Source organism: Streptomyces sp. NPDC002742, assembly GCF_042888885.1.
Classification (GTDB): Bacteria; Actinomycetota; Actinomycetes; order Streptomycetales; family Streptomycetaceae; genus Streptomyces.
Genome location: NZ_JBIAQF010000017.1, coordinates 1 through 18,207 on the forward strand (window position 1 = coordinate 1; position 18,207 = coordinate 18,207).

The following is an 18,207-nucleotide window of genomic DNA, read 5'->3' on the forward strand; positions in this document are numbered from 1 at the left end:
GCCATCTCCACACAGTCGTCCCAGCGCCCCTCCAGCATGGCCTCGCGGAACTTCTTCGACCCGTTGGCGTTGGTACGCTCACCGATCGCCATGTACGCGGTGTCCTGACGGAACGGGACCGTCTGGTAGAGCGAGGCGGCACCCGGCTCGGGACGCGGGCTGCGCACGGCGGGCGTGACACCGTTGACCCGCTCGACCACCTGGCGCAGGTGCTCCGGGGTCGTACCGCAGCAGCCGCCGATCAGGGACAGGCCGTAGTCCCGTACGAAGGTCTCCTGGGCGTCGGCCAGGCCCTCGGCGTCGAGCGGGAAGTGGGCGCCGTCCTTCGTCAGGACCGGCAGACCGGCGTTCGGCATGCACAGCAGCGGGATGCGCGAGTGCCGGGTGAGGTAACGCAGGTGCTCGCTCATCTCGGCCGGGCCGGTCGAGCAGTTCAGGCCGATCATGTCGATGCCCAGCGGCTCCAGCGCGGTCAGCGCGGCACCGATCTCGGAACCCAGCAGCATGGTCCCGGTCGTCTCGAAGGCCATCGAGACCAGCAGCGGCACCCGGACGCCGGTCGCCTCCATCGCGCGGTGCGCGCCGAGGATCGAGGACTTCGTCTGCAGCAGGTCCTGGGTGGTCTCGACGATCAGCGCGTCGGCGCCGCCCGCGAGCAGGCCCTCGGCGTTGGCCTGGAAGCCGTCGCGCAGCGTGCCGTAGGAGACGTGGCCGAGGGTGGGCAGCTTCGTTCCCGGGCCGATCGAGCCCAGGACCCAGCGCTGGCGGCCGTCGCGGGCGCCGAACGCGTCGGCGACCTCGCGGGCGATCCGGGCCCCGGACTCGGAGAGCTCGTGGACGCGCTCCGCGATGTCGTACTCGGCCATCGCCGAGTGGTTCGCCCCGAAGGTGTTCGTCTCGACGCAGTCGACACCGACCTCGAAGTACGCCTCATGGACCGAGCGCACGATGTCGGGACGAGTGACGTTCAGGATCTCGTTGCAGCCCTCCAGCTGCTCGAAGTCCTCCAGCGTCGGGTCCTGCGCCTGAAGCATCGTGCCCATCGCACCGTCGGCGACCACGACACGGGTGGCGAGCGCTTCTCGGAGTGCGTCGGTTCGCCTGCGGCCCTCGGAGAGACCGGACGAAAGGGACGGGTTCGGCAACGAGGCCATGAAGGTGCTCCCTGGAGTGCGACGGCTGTCGGCTTTGCGCTTCCCATGGAAGGCGCACGCCGTCAGGGTAGCCCGGAGCACCGCGGATCAGTCGTGGGCGTCCACGAGCCGGACGGGCGTGGCGTGGGTGACGGCGCTGTGGAGACGGACGGAACGTGGGGCGACCACCCATTGGCGGGACCTCGGTGACGACCGGTAGTGTTCGGCATTACCGAACGGCAGCTGGCAGTCGCCGCCGGCGGTCCAAGGGGACGGAGGCAGCACGGCGATGGCACGGAACATCCAGTCGCTCGAACGGGCAGCGGCCATGCTGCGGCTGCTGGCGGGCGGCGAGCGACAGCTCGGCCTGTCGGACATCGCCTCCTCGCTGGGCCTGGCCAAGGGTACGGCCCACGGCATCCTGCGCACCCTCCAGCAGGAGGGGTTCGTCGAGCAGGACACGGCTTCCGGGCGCTACCAGCTGGGCGCCGAGCTGCTGCGCCTCGGCACCACCTATCTCGACGTGCACGAACTGCGGGCCCGCGCCCTGGTGTGGACCGACGACCTGGCCCGCTCCAGCGGCGAGAGCGTCTACCTGGGCGTGCTGCACCAGCAGGGCGTCCTGATCGTGCACCACGTCTTCCGGCCCGACGACAGCCGTCAGGTGCTGGAGGTGGGGGCTATGCAGCCGCTGCACTCCACAGCCCTGGGCAAGGTGCTGTCGGCGTACGACCCGGTGGCGCACAGCGAGGTCCTGGAGGTCGAGCGCAAGGCGTTCACCCCGCGGACGATCAGCGAACTGGACCAGTTCGAGGGTGTCCTGGACGTGACCCGCGCGCGGGGGTACGCGGACGACGTCGAGGAGACCTGGACGGGTGTCGCGTCGGTGGCCGCCCCGATCCACAACCGGCGGCGGATGCCGGTCGGCGCGGTGGGCATCACCGGGGCCGTGGAGCGGGTGTGCAAGGACGGTGAGCTGCGCCCGGACCTCATCGCCGCCGTACGGGACTGCGCCCGCGCGGTGTCGCGGGACCTGGGCGCCGGGCGGTTCTGACGCGAACACCGTTCGACGGGCCGCTCTGACGCGCACCCCGCTCGTCGGGCCGATCCGGGCGGCGCACACGACTCCTGGAGCCCTTCGGGGCGGGTCGGGAGTCCGCACCGGAAGAGGGCCGGGGTTCACAGGGTTCAAGGCCGGGAAGCCGCATGCTTCCCGGCCTTCGTCATGCCCTCGGACCAGCGACGACGCACCGATAGCACACAGCGATCAATAACGATCGTGTTTTCGATAACCCAACCCTTGACGAGTCGCCGACGCGAGAGCAAGACTCCCGTCCATCGGTCGACATTGTCGAACACCTACCGGTAATACGCGTTAGAGTGTGGCAATGCCAGGGCCGAGACCGCTCTCACTCCCCGAGAGCACGAACCACCGGTGGGACCCGGGGTTCGGCTTCCCCTGGACGAAGGACAAAGGAGTCGCGGGTGTCCAGCTCCGACATCTTCATCGGCGAGACCATCGGTACCGCCGTACTCATCCTGCTGGGCGGTGGCGTGTGCGCCGCCGTCACGCTGAAGGCCTCCAAGGCGCGGGGCGCCGGATGGCTCGCCATCGCCTTCGGGTGGGGCTTCGCGGTCATGACCGCGGTCTACATCTCGGCGCCGCTCTCCGGCGCGCACCTCAACCCGGCCGTGACACTCGCGCTCGCGATCAAGGACGACGACTACGGCAACCTCGCCACCTACTGGGGCGGGCAGCTGCTCGGCGCCATGATCGGCGCGGCGCTGGTCTGGGTCGTCTACTACGGCCAGTTCCTCGCGCACCTCACCGACCGCGAGATCGTCGGCGGTCCTGGTGCGCAGGCCACCAGGACCAAGGCCGTCGAGGCCCAGGAGACCGGCGCGGGCCCGGTGCTCGGCATCTTCTCCACCGGTCCCGAGATCCGGAACATCGCGCAGAACCTCGCCACCGAGATCATCGGCACCGTCGTCCTGATCCTCGCGATCCTCACGCAGGGCCTGAACGACAACGGCAACGGCCTGGGCACCCTGGGCGCCCTGATCACCGCCTTCGTCGTGGTGAGCATCGGTCTCTCGCTCGGCGGCCCCACCGGCTACGCGATCAACCCGGCCCGTGACCTCGGTCCGCGCATCGTGCACGCCCTGCTCCCCCTGCCCAACAAGGGTGGTTCGGACTGGAACTACGCCTGGATACCGGTCGTCGGTCCGCTCATCGGCGGCGCGATCGCGGCAGGCATATACAACGTCGCCTTCGCTTAGGAGCCCCCGCTCCAGCACGCTTGGAAGCCGCGCCCCAAGAGCCGCGAGCCGCACAGCACCGCTTTGAAGCACCGCGCCGTAAGCAGCCCCTTTCCGACGGACACCAGGAGCACACCGTGACCGACGCCCACACCGCCGGCCCCTTCATCGCCGCGATCGACCAGGGCACCACCTCGTCCCGCTGCATCGTCTTCGACCGCGACGGACGCATCGTCTCCGTCGACCAGAAGGAGCACGAGCAGATCTTCCCGAAGCCGGGCTGGGTCGAGCACGACGCCACCGAGATCTGGACCAACGTCCAGGAGGTCGTCGCCGGAGCCATCTCGAAGGCCGGCATCACCCGCGACGACATCAAGGCCATCGGCATCACCAACCAGCGTGAGACCACGCTGCTGTGGGACAAGAACACCGGCGAGCCTGTCCACAACGCCCTCGTCTGGCAGGACACCCGCACCGACGCCCTGTGCCGGGAACTCGGCCGCAACGTCGGCCAGGACCGCTTCCGCCGCGAGACCGGCCTGCCCCTCGCGTCGTACTTCGCCGGCCCGAAGGCCCGCTGGCTCCTCGACAACGTCGAGGGCCTGCGGGAGCGTGCCGAAGCGGGCGACATCCTCTTCGGCACCATGGACACCTGGGTCATCTGGAACCTGACCGGCGGTGTCGACGGCGGCAAGCACGTCACCGACGTCACCAACGCCTCCCGCACCATGCTGATGAACCTGCACACCCTGGCCTGGGACGAGAAGATCGCCGAGTCCATCGGCGTCCCGCTCGCGATGCTCCCCGAGATCCGCTCCTCCGCCGAGGTCTACGGCGAGGTCACCGGCGGCCCGCTCGGCGAGCTGCTCGGCGGCATCCCGGTCGCCTCCGCGCTCGGCGACCAGCAGGCGGCCCTGTTCGGCCAGACCTGTTTCTCCGAGGGCGAGGCCAAGTCCACGTACGGCACCGGCACCTTCATGCTGATGAACACCGGTGACAAGATCATCAACTCGTACTCGGGCCTGCTGACCACCGTCGGCTACCGGATCGGCGACCAGGAGCCGGTCTACGCCCTGGAAGGCTCCATCGCCGTCACCGGCTCACTGGTGCAGTGGATGCGCGACCAGATGGGCCTGATCAAGTCCGCCGCCGAGATCGAGACCCTCGCGTCCTCGGTCGAGGACAACGGCGGCGCGTACGTCGTGCCGGCCTTCTCCGGCCTGTTCGCCCCGTACTGGCGTCCCGACGCCCGCGGTGTGATCGCCGGCCTGACCCGGTACGTCACCAAGGCGCACATCGCGCGCGCCGTCCTGGAGGCCACCGCCTGGCAGACCCGTGAGATCAGCGACGCCATGACCAAGGACTCCGGCGTCGAGCTCACGGCGCTCAAGGTCGACGGCGGCATGACCTCCAACAACCTGCTGATGCAGACCCTGGCCGACGTCCTGGACGCCCCCGTGGTGCGCCCGATGGTCGCCGAGACCACCTGCCTCGGCGCCGCCTACGCCGCCGGCCTCGCCGTCGGCTTCTGGACCAACACCGAGGACCTGCGCGCCAACTGGCGCCGGGCCGCGGAATGGACCCCCAACATGGACGCGGACGTCCGCGACCGTGAGTACAAGAGCTGGCTCAAGGCCGTCGAACGGACCATGGGCTGGATCGAAGACGAGAACTGACGAGGAGTAAGAAACCGCAATGACCAGCCAGCCCACCCTGCAGTCCGTGCCTGCCCTCGGCACGCACCCGGCCTCCGGCTCCAACCCGAGCCGCGCCGAGGCCCGGGAGCAGCTCTCCAAGGCGACGTACGACCTCCTCGTCATCGGCGGCGGCATCCTGGGCATCTCCACCGCCTGGCACGCCGCGCAGTCCGGACTGCGGGTGGCGCTGGTCGACGCCGGCGACTTCGCCGGCGCCACCTCCTCCGCCTCCTCCAAGCTTCTCCACGGCGGTCTGCGCTACCTGCAGACCGGCGCGGTGAAGCTGGTGGCGGAGAACCACTTCGAGCGCCGTGCGGTCTCCCGCCAGGTGGCCCCCCACCTGGCGAACCCGCTCACGTTCTACCTCCCCGTGTACAAGGGCGGGCCGCACGGCGCGGCGAAGCTCGGAGCGGGCGTCTTCGCCTACTCCGCCCTGTCGGCCTTCGGCGACGGCGTGGGCCATCTGCTGAGCCCCTCGAAGGCCGCGCAGGACGTGCCCGAGCTGCGCACCGACAACCTCAAGGCCGTGGCCGTGTACGGCGACGACCAGATGAACGACTCCCGCATGGCCCTCATGACGGTCCGCGCGGCCGTCGAGTCCGGCGCCGCGGTCCTCAACCACGCCGAGGTCACGGGCCTGCGCTTCACCCGGGGCCGGGTGACGGGCGCGGAGCTGCGGGACCGGCTGTCCGGCGACGAGTTCGGCGTGAACGCCCGGCTCGTGCTGAACGCGACCGGCCCCTGGGTCGACCACCTGCGCAAGCTGGAGGATCCGAACGCGGCGCCCTCCATACGCCTGTCCAAGGGCGCGCACCTGGTCCTGAAGCGCACCTCCCCCTGGAAGGCCGCGCTGGCCACGCCGATCGACAAGTACCGCATCACCTTCGCGCTCCCGTGGGAGGACATGCTCCTGCTCGGTACCACCGACGAGGAGTACGAGGGCGACCCGGCGGACGTCTCGGTCACCGAGAAGGACACGGCCCAGATCCTCGACGAGGCCGCGTTCTCCATCCGCGACCAGCAGCTCTCGCGCGACCTGATCACCTACTCCTTCGCCGGTCTGCGGGTGCTGCCGGGCGGCCCCGGCAGCACGTCGAAGGCCAAGCGCGAGACGGTCGTCACGGAGGGCCGCGGCGGGATGCTGTCCGTCGCGGGCGGCAAGTGGACCACCTTCCGGCACATCGGCCGTACGGTCATGAAGAAGCTGGAGGCGCTGCCGGGCAGCCCGCTGGGCGAGGACTTCGAGCCGATCTCCGAGCTGCCGAGGAAGCTGCCGCTCCCCGGTGTCGCCAACCCGCGCGCGGTCGCGCACCGCCTGCTGGTGGACGGCCCGGCGCCCGGCCCCCGCATGGCCGCCGACACGGCCAGGCATCTGGCCACCCACTACGGCTCGCTCGCCTTCGACATCGCCCGGCTGGCCAACGAGAACCCGGCGCTCGGCGAGCGCGTCCACCCGGACGCCCCGGAGATCTGGGCGCAGGTCGTCTACGCCCGGGACAACGAGTGGGCCGAGACGGCGGACGACGTACTGCGGCGCCGTACGACGCTGACGATCCGCGGTCTCGCCACGGACGACGTGCGCGGCAAGGTGCAGGACCTGCTCGACGACAAGTAGGCGCGCACGGCCGGGTGAGGGGCGGCTCCCACGGGGGGTGCCGGCCCTCATCCCGTGTGCGGGCGCCGCGCGCTCGGTGGCCGCTTCCTCAGCGGCAACCCTCTCGGTTCCCCGGCGAGTTGACCGGGGACGGCCCGGACGCGCGGGCGGGGCGGGGTGACGGACACGCGTGTTTCCGGGTCCCCGATGGGGCAGTGATCCGTTCACTCCCCCGCGCAAGGGGGCTGCGGAGGTCCCCTCGGCACGCCGTAAGGTTGAGGCGTACGCGAGGGCACATCGGAAGGAGGCGCTGGGTGATCGAGCTGGAGGGGGTTCCCGAGCTGATCGACCCAGTCATGGTGGCCGCGTTCGAGGGCTGGAACGACGCCGGTGACGCCGCATCCGCCGCGGTCGCGCATCTGGATCGGGAATGGAAGGGCGAGGTGTTCGCGGCGCTGGACGCCGAGGACTACTACGACTTCCAGGTGAACCGTCCCACCGTGTGGCTGGACGGTGGCGTACGCAAGATCACCTGGCCGACCACACGTCTGTCGGTGGTCCGGATCGGCGGCGACAAACCGCGCGATCTCGTGCTGGTCCGGGGCATCGAGCCGTCGATGCGCTGGCGCTCGTTCTGCAACGAACTGCTCGGTTTCGCGCACGAACTGGGCGTGGAGCTGGTGGTGATCCTGGGCGCACTGCTCGGCGACACCCCGCACACCCGTCCGGTGCCGGTCAGCGGAGTCACCTCCGACTCGGACCTGGCCCGCACGATGGACCTGGAGGAGACCAAGTACGAGGGCCCCACGGGCATCGTCGGCGTCCTCCAGGAGGCGTGCACACACGCGGGCGTACCGGCCGTGTCGCTGTGGGCGGCCGTGCCGCACTACGTGTCGCAGCCGCCCAACCCGAAGGCGACGCTGGCACTGCTCAACCGCCTGGAGGACCTCATCGACCTGCGCATCCCACTGGGCGAGCTGCCCGAGGACTCGCGGGCCTGGCAGCTGGGCGTCGACCAGCTGGCCGCCGAGGACAGCGAGGTCGCCGAGTACGTGCAGACGCTGGAGGAGGCCCGGGACACCGCCGAGCTGCCGGAGGCGTCCGGCGAGGCGATCGCCCGCGAGTTCGAGCGTTATCTGCGCCGCAGGGACGGGGGCGGTCCGACAGCGGGGGCCGGCGGCCACGCGACGGAGGGCGGCGAGCCGGCCTCGTACCTCCGAGACACTCCCGGGGGCCGCACCCGGCCGCCGCTGACACAGCGCCCCGAGTCCGGCACCGGGCCCGACACCGGGTCGGACGAGCAGCCGGACGAGCCCGCCGACGGCACCGACACGGAGGCTCAGGACCGCGAGCCCGGCTCCAAGGGATCGAAGGGCCCCAAGGACTCTTCGGGTACGCCGAAGGACGCCTCGGCCTCGGGTACGCCGAAGGCACCGGGCGCGCCGGAGTCCGCGGGGACGCCGGATCCCTCGGACCCGGCGGATTCATCCGGTCCCTCGCATCCCTCCGACACATCGGACTCCTCCGAGGACTGAATTCCAGGACCTGGCCACGGGGACCGATTCAGGGGACCGGGCCACCCGGACCGATCCGGAAGGGGCGGCACGCTCGACGCGTGCCGCCCCTTCCGGCCGTCGGGGCCGACGTGGGACCCGGTCCACGACGCCCATCACGCCCACAGTGGTGCCGTCCGGTCGCACCCCCGGCCGTCAACGGCCGCTGTCGTCCCACCACATGACACCCGCCTCCGTAACCTTTGGCCTGAATTCGGCGTGACATCTCATTCAGGACGGATTGCACAGGTTGCCCAATTCAACTTGTCCTCAAACCAAGTTGGCGAAGACGGGGTGGACGGGACGCCGTGGGCGTGCCAGGTTGTGCCCCGAAGGCACCGCCCGGCAAAGGGACATGGCACTGGGCGCCGACCGGAGGACGGCGCACGGCACGACAACGACCCACGCATCGAACGGCACGGCACACGCATGGACCGGCACCCCCAGGGATCGAAGGGAGCGGTACGCGATGACCGACCAGGTACAGCCGGCGCAAGGCCCGGGAACTTCCGGGCCGGGGCCCGACGGAGCGGGATTCACCTACCGAGGAGCCGAGCAGGAGCTGATCGTCGTCGCACGTCCGGAGGCCCGGCTGCGCGCACGGGCCGAGGGCGTACGGTCGGCGGCGGGCGCGGACGTCTCGGCCCTCAACATGTTCCTCAGTGACGAACAGCTCGCCCTGGAGCCGCTGTTCGGCAGCGAGGAACGACTTCAGCAGTCCGCGGCGACGGGCACCGGGAGCGGGCCCGACCTCGCGCTCTTCTACCGGGTGCGCGGCGTGGAGAGCCGCGCCCAGGAACTGCGCGCGCGGATCGCCGCGCTGCCGGAGATCGACACGGCGTACGTGAAGCCCGGCGCCGTTCCCGCCACGCGGGGACCGGCACCGTGGACCGGCCAGAGCGACGACGACAGCCAGCGGCGGAAGGAAGGGGCGCCCGTCACCCCCGACTTCACCAGTCGGCAGGGTTACCTGCGCCCGGCGCCCGAGGGCGTCGACGCGTACTGGGCCTGGCAGCGTCCGGGAGGTTCGGGCCAGAACGTCACGGTGATCGATGTGGAGGGTGCCTGGCAGCTCGGGCACGAGGACCTTGCGTCGAAACTCGCCGGCGTCGTCGTCGGCACGCCTCACACGGACCTCGCCTGGCGCAACCACGGCACCGCCGTCATCGGCGTGATCGGTGGCGACCGCAACGAGCGCGGGATCACCGGGATCGTGCCGGACGCCGTGACCGCGGCCGCGTCCTTCCGGGGCATCGGAACGGCCGCCGCGATCCACGCGGCGGCGGAACGGCTGAGCCCCGGCGACCTCATCGTGGTCGAACTGCAGGCCCCGGGGCCCCGGTTCGACTTCGAGGAGCGCGACAGCCAGGCGGGCTACATCCCGCTCGAATGGTGGCCCGACAACTTCGCGGCCATCCAGTACGCGACCGCCCGGGGCATCCTCGTGGTGGCGGCCGCCGGCAACGGCGCCGAGTCGCTCGACGACGCGGTGTACGAACGCCGCCCCGCGGAGTTCCCCGAGTGGTGGCGCAACCCCTTCAACCCCTCCAACCAGTCCTCCGGGGCGATCCTGGTCGGCGCGGGCGCACCGCCGCCCGGCACGCACGGCCGCGACCACGGCCCGGACCGTTCACGGCTCGCGTTCTCCAACTACGGCGCCCGCGTGGACGCGCAGGGCTGGGGACGCGAGGTCACGACCACCGGCGGCTTCTGGGACCGGCCCGGCGATCTGCAGGGCGGCGCCGAGGAGATCGCCTGGTACACGGACACGTTCTCCGGGACCTCTTCCGCCTCCCCGGTGGTGGTCGGCGCCCTGGCCGCGCTGCAGGGCATGCTCAAGGCGGCCGGCCAGGAGCCGATGTCCTCGGAACGTGCGCGCGTCCTGCTGCGGGCCACGGGCTCCCCGCAGCAGGACGCGCCGGGCCGGCCCGCGTCCCAGCGGATCGGCAGCCGGCCGGACATCAAGGCGGCGGTCACCCGTCTGCTGCCGGAGGCGGTCGGCTCGGGCCAGGCGGAACGGTACTGGGACGAGCTGCTGCCGTATCCGCGCGAACTCCCGCCGAGGCTCCGGCTGTACGTGTCCGGGGCCTGGCGCAACCTGAACGACCCGTCCCCCGAGATGCGTCAGGCCGTGCACTCCGCCTTCGCGGGGGGACGGCCCGACGTACGGGTCTGGTTCTCGGACGACGAGATCGTCGGCCTGGTCGTCACGGGCTGAGGGTCTGGTCCTCCCGGACCGCAATGGACCACAACGGGCAGCGACAGACCGAAAAACGGAACGCAACCAACCATTGATGGAAGGTGGCACCCCGCATGAGCACGATCCCGCAGATGAGCCAGCAGGGACAGCAGCAGTACCCGAGCACATCGCCGTACCAGCAGCAGGGCATCGGCCAACAGCAGCCGTTCGGGCAGCAGCTGCCCGGTGCGCAGCAGATGCCGATCGGGCAGCAGACGCCGATCGGGCAGCAGACGCAGCAGCCGTTCGGCCAGCACGAGCTCGGCCAGCAGGCTGCGCAACACCCGCAGCAGCAGCTCGGCCAGCAGGCTCCGCAACAGCTGCAGCACCTGCAGCAGCAGCTCCAGCAGCTCGGCCAGCAGCAGCCGTTCCAGCAACTGCTCCAGCAACTCGGCGGTCAGCAGCAGCAGCACCAGCAGATCCAGCAGGGTGAACCGCTGATCCTGCAGAGCGCCGTCGAGACCCGGGCCCTGGCCATCGGCATGGCCCAGCACTTCCAGGACGTCGTCACCGCGCTCCCCGGCCAGCCGGGGGCCCTCTACCTGTTCATCGACAACGGCTGGCGCCGCCTGGTCGACCCCAACCAGGTGACCCGCGACATGGTCCAGAGGGCCTTCGCCTACGGGCAGCAGGTCCACGGGATCTACGACACCGGCACCGGTGCCGTCCAGTCCGTCATCGTGACCAGGTAGGAACGGGAGTTCCAGCGGCGTAGAGAGTGAGTGCCGGGCGGAGAACCTCCGCCCGGCACTCGTACGTCCCGCCGCTCAGGTGTCCCGCCGCCCGAGTGGAGCCCGCGGGACGGGGTATTACAGGGCGACCCCGAGGAGCGCGTCGACGGCCCGCGAGACGATGCCCGGGGCACCCTCGTCCGTGCCGCCGCTCTCGTGCTGGAGCGCGGCCCAGCGGTCGACCGCGGCGAGCGCGGCCGGTGCGTCGAGGTCCTCCGCGAGCGCCGCGCGGATCTCCTCGACGAGCGCGTCGGCGGACGGCCCGTCGGGCCGGGACACCGCGGCCCGCCAGTCCTCCAGGCGCGCGACGGCCTCTTCGAGGACGCCGTCCGTCCACTCCCAGTCGGACCGGTAGTGGTGGGCGAGCAGCGCGAGACGGATGGCGGCCGGGTCGACCCCGTCGCGCCGCAGCCGGGACACGAAGACGAGGTTGCCCTTGGACTTCGACATCTTCTCGCCGTGCAGCGCGACCATGCCGGCGTGGACGTACGCCTTGGCCATCGGGAACTCGCCGGTCAGCACCTGGGCGTGCGAGGCGCCCATCTCGTGGTGCGGGAAGGCGAGGTCGGAACCGCCGCCCTGGACGTCGAAGCCCATGCCCAGGTGGTCGAGGGCGATGGCGACGCACTCGATGTGCCAGCCGGGCCGGCCGCGGCCCAGTGAGCCGCCGTCCCAGCTCGGCTCACCCTCGCGGGCGGCCATCCACAGCATCGGGTCGAGGGGGTTCTTCTTGCCGGCCCGGTCCGGGTCGCCGCCGCGCTCCGCGGAGAGCAGGCGCATCGTCGCGGCGTCCAGGTTGGACACCTTGCCGAAGTCGGGGTCGGCCTCGACGGAGAAGTAGACATCGCCTTCGAGTTCGTACGCCGCTCCGGCGTCCCGCAGCCGCTCGACGAGCGGCACGATGCCGGGTATCGCCTCGACGGCGCCTATGTAGTGGCGGGGCGGCAGCATCCGCAGGGCGGTCATGTCCTCGCGGAAGAGGGCGGTCTCCTTCTCGGCGAGTCCCACCCAGTCGACGCCGTCGCGCTCGGCCCGCTCCAGCAGCGGGTCGTCGACGTCCGTCACGTTCTGGACATAGTGAACCTGCCGCTTGGTGTCGAGCCACACGCGCTGCACGAGGTCGAACGCGTTGTAGGTCGCCGCGTGTCCCATGTGGGTGGCGTCGTACGGCGTGATGCCGCACACGTAGATACGGGCGACGGGACCGGGGTCGAGGGTGACGAGCCCACCGGTCGCGGTGTCGTGGATCCGGAGGTCGCGGCCCTCACCAGGCAGGGCGGGGACCTCAGAAGCGGGCCAGGCATACATGTCATGAGACTAACCGGACGGGACTTCCGCATACGAACCGGGCACCACCGGATGGCCGGGAAGGCCCCCTTGCGCGGCTCCCACCCGGTGCGGACGGGCCGCCGGGCCGAATCGGGGGCCGCCGCGCCGCTACACCGGAGGCCAGGGAATCGCGGGCCATTCCCCGCTCGGTTCCGGGTGTCTGCCGGAGGCGAGCATCGCCCCGACCCGCGCGCGTGTGGCGTCGGTCTCGGCCACGGTGACCAGTTCGGCCAAGCGGGTGGCCAGTGGTGCGCCCGGCGCGAGAGCGTCGCGCAGGGAGGCGAGGACCTCCAGCGCCTCGGCCGTCAGCGGCTCCCCCGCCCAGCCCCACAGCAGCGTACGCAGCTTGTTCTCGGCGTTGAAGGTGACCCCGTGGTCGATCGCGTAGAGGCGGCCCTGCGGGGCGGGCAGCAGATGGCCGCCCTTGCGGTCGGCGTTGTTGATCACGGCGTCGAGGACGGCGAGCCGCCGCAGCCGGGCGTCGTCGGCGTGCACGAGCAGGGCCGTCTCGCCCTCGCCGACCTCGGCGAAGCCGATCGCCTTCCAGCCCTCGGCCGGTTCCTCGCCCTCGACGAGGGCGAGCAGTCCGTCCCCGTCGTTCCCGGCCGTCGCCTCGATCCACAGCTGGCACATGCCCTCGCCGTACGGCCCGTCACGCAGCACGGTGGTGGGAACCAGCCCCCATCCGGTCGCCTCGGAGACCTCGTACGCCGCGACCTCGCGCTGGGCGAGCGTGCCGTCGGGGAAGTCCCACAGCGGCCGCTCCCCGGCGACGGGTTTGTAGACGCAGAACGTCTCGCGGCCCTCGTACGACACGGAGCAGTAGAGCACCGCGTTCGAGGCCTCGCGGATCCGTCCGCGTACCTTCAGCTCGCCGAGGGCGAGCAGCTCGGCGGTCGTCACGCTCCGCGGCGGTATCCGTTCTGGCGCGGACATACGTGTCCTTCCGGGTCGAGCGGGAGGCTGCACAGCGGGCAGGGGGGCCGGCCGGCGTTGACGACGTCGAGTGCGCGCTTGGCGAAGGCCCTGGCCTGGGCGCCGGTCAGCCGGACCCGGAGCATCGGCGGGCCGTTCTCCTCGTCCTGGAGCAGCCGCTCCTCGGCCTCGGCGAGGTCCTCGTCGGACTCCGCCTCGACCTCCACGAGGGCCTGCGCCTCGACGATCATGCGCTGCTCGTCGCCGTCCCAGGCCAGCGCCATGGTGCCGACCCGGAACTCCTCCTCCACGGGCGTGTCGAGGGGCGCGGTGTCGGACACCTCGGTGGAGGCCATGGCCGGGACCGGTGCGCTGCCCCCGGTGCGGCGGACGACCTCGTCGAGCAACTCGTCCATCCGCTCGGCGAGCGCGGCGACCTGGGTCTTCTCCAGGGCAACACTCGTCACCCTGGGGCCGGAGGATGCCTGGAGGAAGAAGGTACGGCGTCCGGGCAACCCGACCGTACCGGCCACGAAACGGTCCGGGGGGTCGTAGAGGAACACCTGACGGGACACGTCCTGTCTCCATTGAATCGGCATGGGGCCGGCTGACCGCGGCGGCCCGCATCGGCTGAGAACGGGTTGACAACTACTGTGCTGGTTCGACCGCTTCACCCTACTGCGGCCGACGATCACGGTGCGCCCGCACCGCCCCCGACCGGAGCGTCGCCGCTCGGGGGTTCCTCGTGCGGCGCCAGGGACGCGAGATCACCGGTGTCCCCGAGACGCACGAGAAAGGGCCTCAGCCGGGTGTAACGGATCGCTGTGATGGAACACGGTTCGACAGAGATCCGCTGAAAGAGGTCGAGATGGAGTCCGAGTGCGTCGGCGACGAGCGACTTGATGATGTCGCCGTGCGAACACATGAGGTAGACGGCGTCGGCGCCGTGGTCGCGCTCCACGCGCGCGTTCCACTCGCGTACGGCCTCGGCGGCCCGGGTCTGCATGGCCCGCATCGATTCGCCGCCCGGGAACGCGGCCGCGGACGGATGTGCCTGGACGACGTCCATCAGGGGCTCGTCCTTGAGCTCGGCGAGCTTGCGGCCCGACCAGTCGCCGTAGTGGGCCTCCCCGATACGTTCCTCGGTGTGCGCCGGGACCTCGGGGCGGGCCTCCAACAGCGGCCGGACGGTCTCCTGGCAGCGCTGGAGCGGGCTCGTGACGATCTCGGCGATCGGCAGCCCCGCGAGCCGGCCGGGCAGGGCGGCGGCCTGCCGGGTGCCGCGCTCGTCGAGGGCGACGCCGGGCGTCCAGCCGGCGAGCAGTCCCGCGGTGTTGGCGGTGGAGCGTCCGTGCCGGACGAGGATCAGGGTGGGCATGCGGCCCAGCGTAAACGGACGGCCCGCGAAGCCGACGGGCCCTGTGGAAAGCGGTCCCCGCTGTGCGGCGGGACCCCATCGAAAGGAGAATGCGCTCCGTGATCGTCGACTGCGCCATCTACCGTGACGGCCGGCGGACGGAGGGCCCCGACGACCTCTCCGACGCCCTGGCGCGGTGCCGTGCCGGGGGCGACTCCTTCGTGTGGATCGGCCTCCACGAGCCCACGGAAAAGGAGTTCGACCTGGTCACGGAGGAGTTCGGGCTCCATCCGCTGGCGGTCGAGGACGCTCTCAAGGCCCATCAGCGCCCCAAGCTGGAGGTGTACGAGGACTCGCTCTTCGTGGTTCTCAAACCGGTGTCGTACGAGCCGGAGAGCGACACCGTCACGTCCGGTGAGGTCATGGTCTTCGTCGGCGACTCGTTCGTGGTGACCGTGCGGCACGGCGAGGAGTCGCCCCTCGCGTCGGTCCGGCGGCGTCTGGAGTCGGACCCCGAGATGCTGCGGCACGGGCCGACGGCGGTGCTCTACGCGATCGCGGACGCCGCGGTGGACCACTACCTGGAGGTGGCGACCGAGCTCGGCACCGACCTGGAGGAGTTGGAGGCGGAGGTCTTCTCGCCGCAGCTCGGCGGCTCGCGGAACACCGCGTCGCGGATCTACGCGTTCAAGCGGCAGGTGCAGGAGTTCCGCCGGGCGACGGTCCCGCTGGCGGTTCCGCTGACCCGGCTCTCGGGCTCGGGTCTCAAGGGAGCGGACGTGCCGTTCGTGGAGGGCAGGGCGCAGCCCTTCTTCCGCGACGTGAACGACCATCTGCTGCGGGTCAACGAGTCCGTGGAGGGCCTGGACCGGCTGGTTTCGGACATCCTCTCGGCGCATCTGGCGCAGATGAGCGTGCGGCAGAACGACGACATGCGGAAGATCTCCGCGTGGGCGGCCATGGCTGCGGTCCCCACGATGATCGCGGGGATCTACGGGATGAACTTCGACCACATGCCCGAGCTGCACTGGCTGTGGTCGTATCCGGCGGTGATCGTGTGCATGGTCGTCCTGGAGTTCGCGCTGTTCCGGCTCTTCAAGCGGCGGGGCTGGCTGTAGGCCCGCGTGCGGTTCAGGCGAATTCCGGTGCCGTCGTCACGGGGCCGTTCAGCGCGCCGCGCCGTTCGGGCATCTTCAGGGAGACCATCCGGCGCCAGCCCGCGGCCCGCTCGTACGCGTACACGGCGTGGATGCCCGCCACGAGGACGGTCGCCCTCGCCCCGGACCAGCCGAGGAGGCGCCCCATGTGGGCCATCACGGCGAGGCTGACGTCCCGGTAGACACGGATCTCGGCCAGGGCGCACTCGCGCAGGGCCCGCTGGATGGCGCGGCCGTGGCCTGCGTACGCGAGGCGCAGCAGTTCCTCGTGGCAGTAGGCGAGGTGGTTGTCCTCGTCGGCCGAGATCATCTTCACCGCGCGCCCGATATCAGGGTGGCCGGCGAAGTGCCGGCGCAGCAGGTCCATCTGCTCGGAGGCGCGCTGTTCGGTGACCCGGCTGTGGGCCAGATAGGTGAGGATGTCCGGCACGGTGAGCGGCTGGTCGCTCTTGAGCTTGTCGTGCGCCAGACCGATGCCGTGCCGCTCCAGGAGCCTCGTGTAGTCGGTGTCGGGCGGGACCTCGACGGGTTCGAGGCCGCGCTTCCTCATGAGGGCGTTGAAGATCCGCCCGTGCTTGTCCTCGTCGGCGCCGTGCCGGGCGATCTTGGGGGCGAGCCCGCGTTCGCCGACCGGGACCAGTGCGGCGATCCGGGCGTTCTCCCAGCCGCCCTGTGACTCCCCGCTGGCGGCGATGGAACAGAAGAGCCGGTACGACTCGTCGTTGCCGAGGATCTCCTGGAACAGACTCTTGGCGGACAGCATCATTGACACCCTCTCTGCAGAGTTGTGCAGAAAACGAGTCAAATAGGATGTTCGCGCCCCGGCAACCGATGTGTCGGACGAATCCGCCGAACGATGGACGACGAGGCGGGCCCCGGCGCGTAACCAAGGGGCCGTCGGCGCGTTGTTCCCCGTGACGGCCGTGGCGGGGAAGACCCCCGAGCCCCCACCACGGCCGCAGAACTTTCCCGGCGCCGTTCCGGCGTGGTTACGCGAGTCCGGCGCGCTCCAGGGCGTCGGAGCCGGCCCGCAGCGAGGCGATCCGGTCCTCCATCGTGAAGCCGGCGGGGGCCAGCGTGAGCGTGGTGACCCCGGCGGCGGCGTACGCCTTCATGCGGTCGGCGATGCGGTCCACCGAGCCGAGCAGCGTCGTCTGGTCGATCAGCGCGTGCGGGATGGCGGCGGCGGCGCCCTCCTTGTCGCCGGACAGGTACTTGTCCTGGATCTCCGCGGCTTCCTTCTCGTAGCCCATGCGCTGCGCGAGCTGGTTGTAGAAGTTCTGCTTGCGGCTTCCCATTCCGCCGACGTACAGCGCGGTGTACGGGCGGAACATGTCGGCGAGCGCGGGAACGTCCTTGTCGGCGCCGAGGGCGAGCGGAAGGGTCGGACACACGTCGAACCCCTCCATCGACTTCCCGGCCTTCTCGCGGCCCGCGCGCAGGTACTTGATCGCGGTGTCCTCGAGGTGCTCGGCGGAGGGGAAGATGAGCAGCGCGCCGTCCGCGATCTCGCCGGTCTGCTCCAGGTTCTTCGGGCCGATCGCGGCGATGTACAGCGGGATGTGCTCGCGCTCCGGGTGCACGGTCAGCTTGAGCGGCTTGCCCGGACCGCCCGGCAGCGGCAGGGTCCAGTGCTCGCCCTCGAACGACAGCCGCTCGCGCGTCATCGCCTTGCGCACGATCTCCACGTACTCGCGGGTGCGGGCCAGCGGCTTGTCGAACTTGACGCCGTACCAGCCCTCGGAGACCTGCGGCCCGGAGACACCGAGGCCGAGGCGGAAGCGGCCCCCCGACAGAGAGTCCAGCGTCGCTGCGGTCATCGCGGTCATCGCGGGCTGACGGGCCGGGATCTGGAAGATGGCCGAACCTACGTCGATGCGCTCGGTCTGGGCGGCGACCCAGCTGAGCACGGTGGCCGCGTCGGAGCCGTAGGCCTCGGCGGCCCAGCAGACGGCGTATCCGAGCCGGTCGGCCTCCTGGGCGACGGCGAGATTGTCCGCGTCCATTCCGGCGCCCCAGTAGCCGAGATTGATGCCGAGCTGCATGGCCGATTCCCCTTACCGATCAGTAACGTCCCTTGTGCCCGAGACCCTAGCGTGCGGGCGCCCCGGGCGGGGAGCGGCACGTTCGCGTTCTCGGCACGGGTGCGGAGGGCTGTCGCGCCGGCCGCCGCCGCCCTTCACCCACGACCGGCGCCGCCCCTCGCGCGGGCCCGCGTGCACGGGTGTCGGACCCCGGCCCGC

15 protein-coding genes are annotated in these 18,207 nt (G+C 71.0%); 8 read left to right on the plus strand and 7 right to left on the minus strand.

Annotation, left to right across the window (positions count from 1 at the left end):
- Window positions 1–1,154: homocysteine S-methyltransferase family protein (locus ACFYW8_RS28095; RefSeq protein ID WP_389082130.1), on the minus strand; the 1,154-nt coding region annotated here is incomplete at its 3' end.
- Window positions 1,155–1,422: 268 nt separating this feature from the next.
- Between ACFYW8_RS28095 and ACFYW8_RS28100 the strand changes: the two genes are divergently transcribed.
- The 7 genes from ACFYW8_RS28100 (at window position 1,423) to ACFYW8_RS28130 (ending at window position 11,167) form a co-directional block, all read left to right on the plus strand.
- On the plus strand, window positions 1,423–2,187 hold the full coding sequence (locus tag ACFYW8_RS28100) for an IclR family transcriptional regulator (protein ID WP_365875134.1): 765 nt from the start codon (window positions 1,423–1,425) through the stop codon (window positions 2,185–2,187).
- Between the two features lie 431 nt (window positions 2,188–2,618).
- A complete protein-coding gene (locus tag ACFYW8_RS28105) occupies window positions 2,619–3,413 on the plus strand; it encodes an MIP/aquaporin family protein (protein ID WP_389082138.1) in 795 nt (264 codons plus the stop codon).
- Window positions 3,414–3,529: 116 nt separating this feature from the next.
- Window positions 3,530–5,068: a glycerol kinase GlpK gene (gene glpK, locus ACFYW8_RS28110; RefSeq protein ID WP_328454239.1), complete on the plus strand. Its 1,539-nt coding sequence runs from the start codon at window positions 3,530–3,532 to the stop codon at window positions 5,066–5,068.
- A 19-nt stretch (window positions 5,069–5,087) separates the two neighbouring features.
- On the plus strand, window positions 5,088–6,704 hold the full coding sequence (locus ACFYW8_RS28115) for an FAD-dependent oxidoreductase (protein ID WP_389082145.1): 1,617 nt from the start codon (window positions 5,088–5,090) through the stop codon (window positions 6,702–6,704).
- A gap of 293 nt (window positions 6,705–6,997) precedes the next feature.
- Window positions 6,998–8,218: a PAC2 family protein gene (locus ACFYW8_RS28120; protein WP_389082149.1), complete on the plus strand. Its 1,221-nt coding sequence runs from the start codon at window positions 6,998–7,000 to the stop codon at window positions 8,216–8,218.
- A 487-nt stretch (window positions 8,219–8,705) separates the two neighbouring features.
- Window positions 8,706–10,454, plus strand: a complete 1,749-nt coding sequence (locus ACFYW8_RS28125) for a S8 family peptidase (protein ID WP_389082154.1) — start codon at window positions 8,706–8,708, stop codon at window positions 10,452–10,454.
- Between the two features lie 95 nt (window positions 10,455–10,549).
- Window positions 10,550–11,167 (plus strand): hypothetical protein, encoded by a 618-nt coding sequence (locus tag ACFYW8_RS28130; protein ID WP_389082159.1) that lies wholly within the window; start codon window positions 10,550–10,552, stop codon window positions 11,165–11,167.
- A gap of 117 nt (window positions 11,168–11,284) precedes the next feature.
- On the opposite strand, the gene mshC is transcribed toward ACFYW8_RS28130, so the two are convergent.
- The 4 genes from mshC to ACFYW8_RS28150 all read right to left on the minus strand — a co-directional run bounded on the left by mshC (window position 11,285) and on the right by ACFYW8_RS28150 (window position 14,828).
- Complete coding sequence (mshC, locus tag ACFYW8_RS28135; protein WP_365875120.1) at window positions 11,285–12,514, minus strand: cysteine--1-D-myo-inosityl 2-amino-2-deoxy-alpha-D-glucopyranoside ligase; 1,230 nt, start codon at window positions 12,512–12,514, stop codon at window positions 11,285–11,287.
- Between the two features lie 129 nt (window positions 12,515–12,643).
- Window positions 12,644–13,471 (minus strand): SCO1664 family protein, encoded by an 828-nt coding sequence (locus ACFYW8_RS28140; protein ID WP_389082165.1) that lies wholly within the window; start codon window positions 13,469–13,471, stop codon window positions 12,644–12,646.
- A complete protein-coding gene (locus ACFYW8_RS28145; RefSeq protein WP_365875116.1) occupies window positions 13,435–14,025 on the minus strand; it encodes a DUF3090 domain-containing protein in 591 nt (196 codons plus the stop codon). The genes ACFYW8_RS28140 and ACFYW8_RS28145 overlap by 37 nt, the downstream gene beginning before the upstream one ends.
- Window positions 14,026–14,141: 116 nt before the next feature.
- Entirely contained in the window at window positions 14,142–14,828 is a 687-nt protein-coding gene (locus ACFYW8_RS28150; protein ID WP_389082172.1) for a histidine phosphatase family protein, read from the minus strand.
- A 98-nt stretch (window positions 14,829–14,926) separates the two neighbouring features.
- Here ACFYW8_RS28150 and corA point away from each other — a divergent pair, with 98 nt between their 5' ends.
- Entirely contained in the window at window positions 14,927–15,925 is a 999-nt protein-coding gene (corA, locus tag ACFYW8_RS28155) for a magnesium/cobalt transporter CorA (RefSeq protein ID WP_365875338.1), read from the plus strand.
- A gap of 13 nt (window positions 15,926–15,938) precedes the next feature.
- Here the strand turns inward: corA and ACFYW8_RS28160 are convergent, their stop codons facing one another.
- Window positions 15,939–16,727 (minus strand): ferritin-like domain-containing protein, encoded by a 789-nt coding sequence (locus ACFYW8_RS28160; protein ID WP_389082180.1) that lies wholly within the window; start codon window positions 16,725–16,727, stop codon window positions 15,939–15,941.
- Between the two features lie 226 nt (window positions 16,728–16,953).
- Window positions 16,954–18,009, minus strand: a complete 1,056-nt coding sequence (locus tag ACFYW8_RS28165; RefSeq protein WP_389082185.1) for an LLM class F420-dependent oxidoreductase — start codon at window positions 18,007–18,009, stop codon at window positions 16,954–16,956.
- Window positions 18,010–18,207: the final 198 nt, after the last annotated feature.

What these genes read in the sequence shown, in the direction of transcription:
- ACFYW8_RS28100 (WP_365875134.1), top strand. Translation starts at nt 1,423, where the DNA reads ATGGCACGGAACATCCAGTCGCTCGAACGGGCAGCGGCCATGCTGCGG.
- ACFYW8_RS28150 (WP_389082172.1), bottom strand. Translation starts at nt 14,828, where the DNA reads ATGCCCACCCTGATCCTCGTCCGGCACGGACGCTCCACCGCCAACACC.
- mshC (WP_365875120.1), bottom strand. Translation starts at nt 12,514, where the DNA reads ATGTATGCCTGGCCCGCTTCTGAGGTCCCCGCCCTGCCTGGTGAGGGC.
- ACFYW8_RS28115 (WP_389082145.1), top strand. Translation starts at nt 5,088, where the DNA reads ATGACCAGCCAGCCCACCCTGCAGTCCGTGCCTGCCCTCGGCACGCAC.
- ACFYW8_RS28140 (WP_389082165.1), bottom strand. Translation starts at nt 13,471, where the DNA reads ATGTCCGCGCCAGAACGGATACCGCCGCGGAGCGTGACGACCGCCGAG.
- ACFYW8_RS28130 (WP_389082159.1), top strand. Translation starts at nt 10,550, where the DNA reads ATGAGCACGATCCCGCAGATGAGCCAGCAGGGACAGCAGCAGTACCCG.
- ACFYW8_RS28125 (WP_389082154.1), top strand. Translation starts at nt 8,706, where the DNA reads ATGACCGACCAGGTACAGCCGGCGCAAGGCCCGGGAACTTCCGGGCCG.
- ACFYW8_RS28165 (WP_389082185.1), bottom strand. Translation starts at nt 18,009, where the DNA reads ATGCAGCTCGGCATCAATCTCGGCTACTGGGGCGCCGGAATGGACGCG.
- ACFYW8_RS28160 (WP_389082180.1), bottom strand. Translation starts at nt 16,727, where the DNA reads ATGCTGTCCGCCAAGAGTCTGTTCCAGGAGATCCTCGGCAACGACGAG.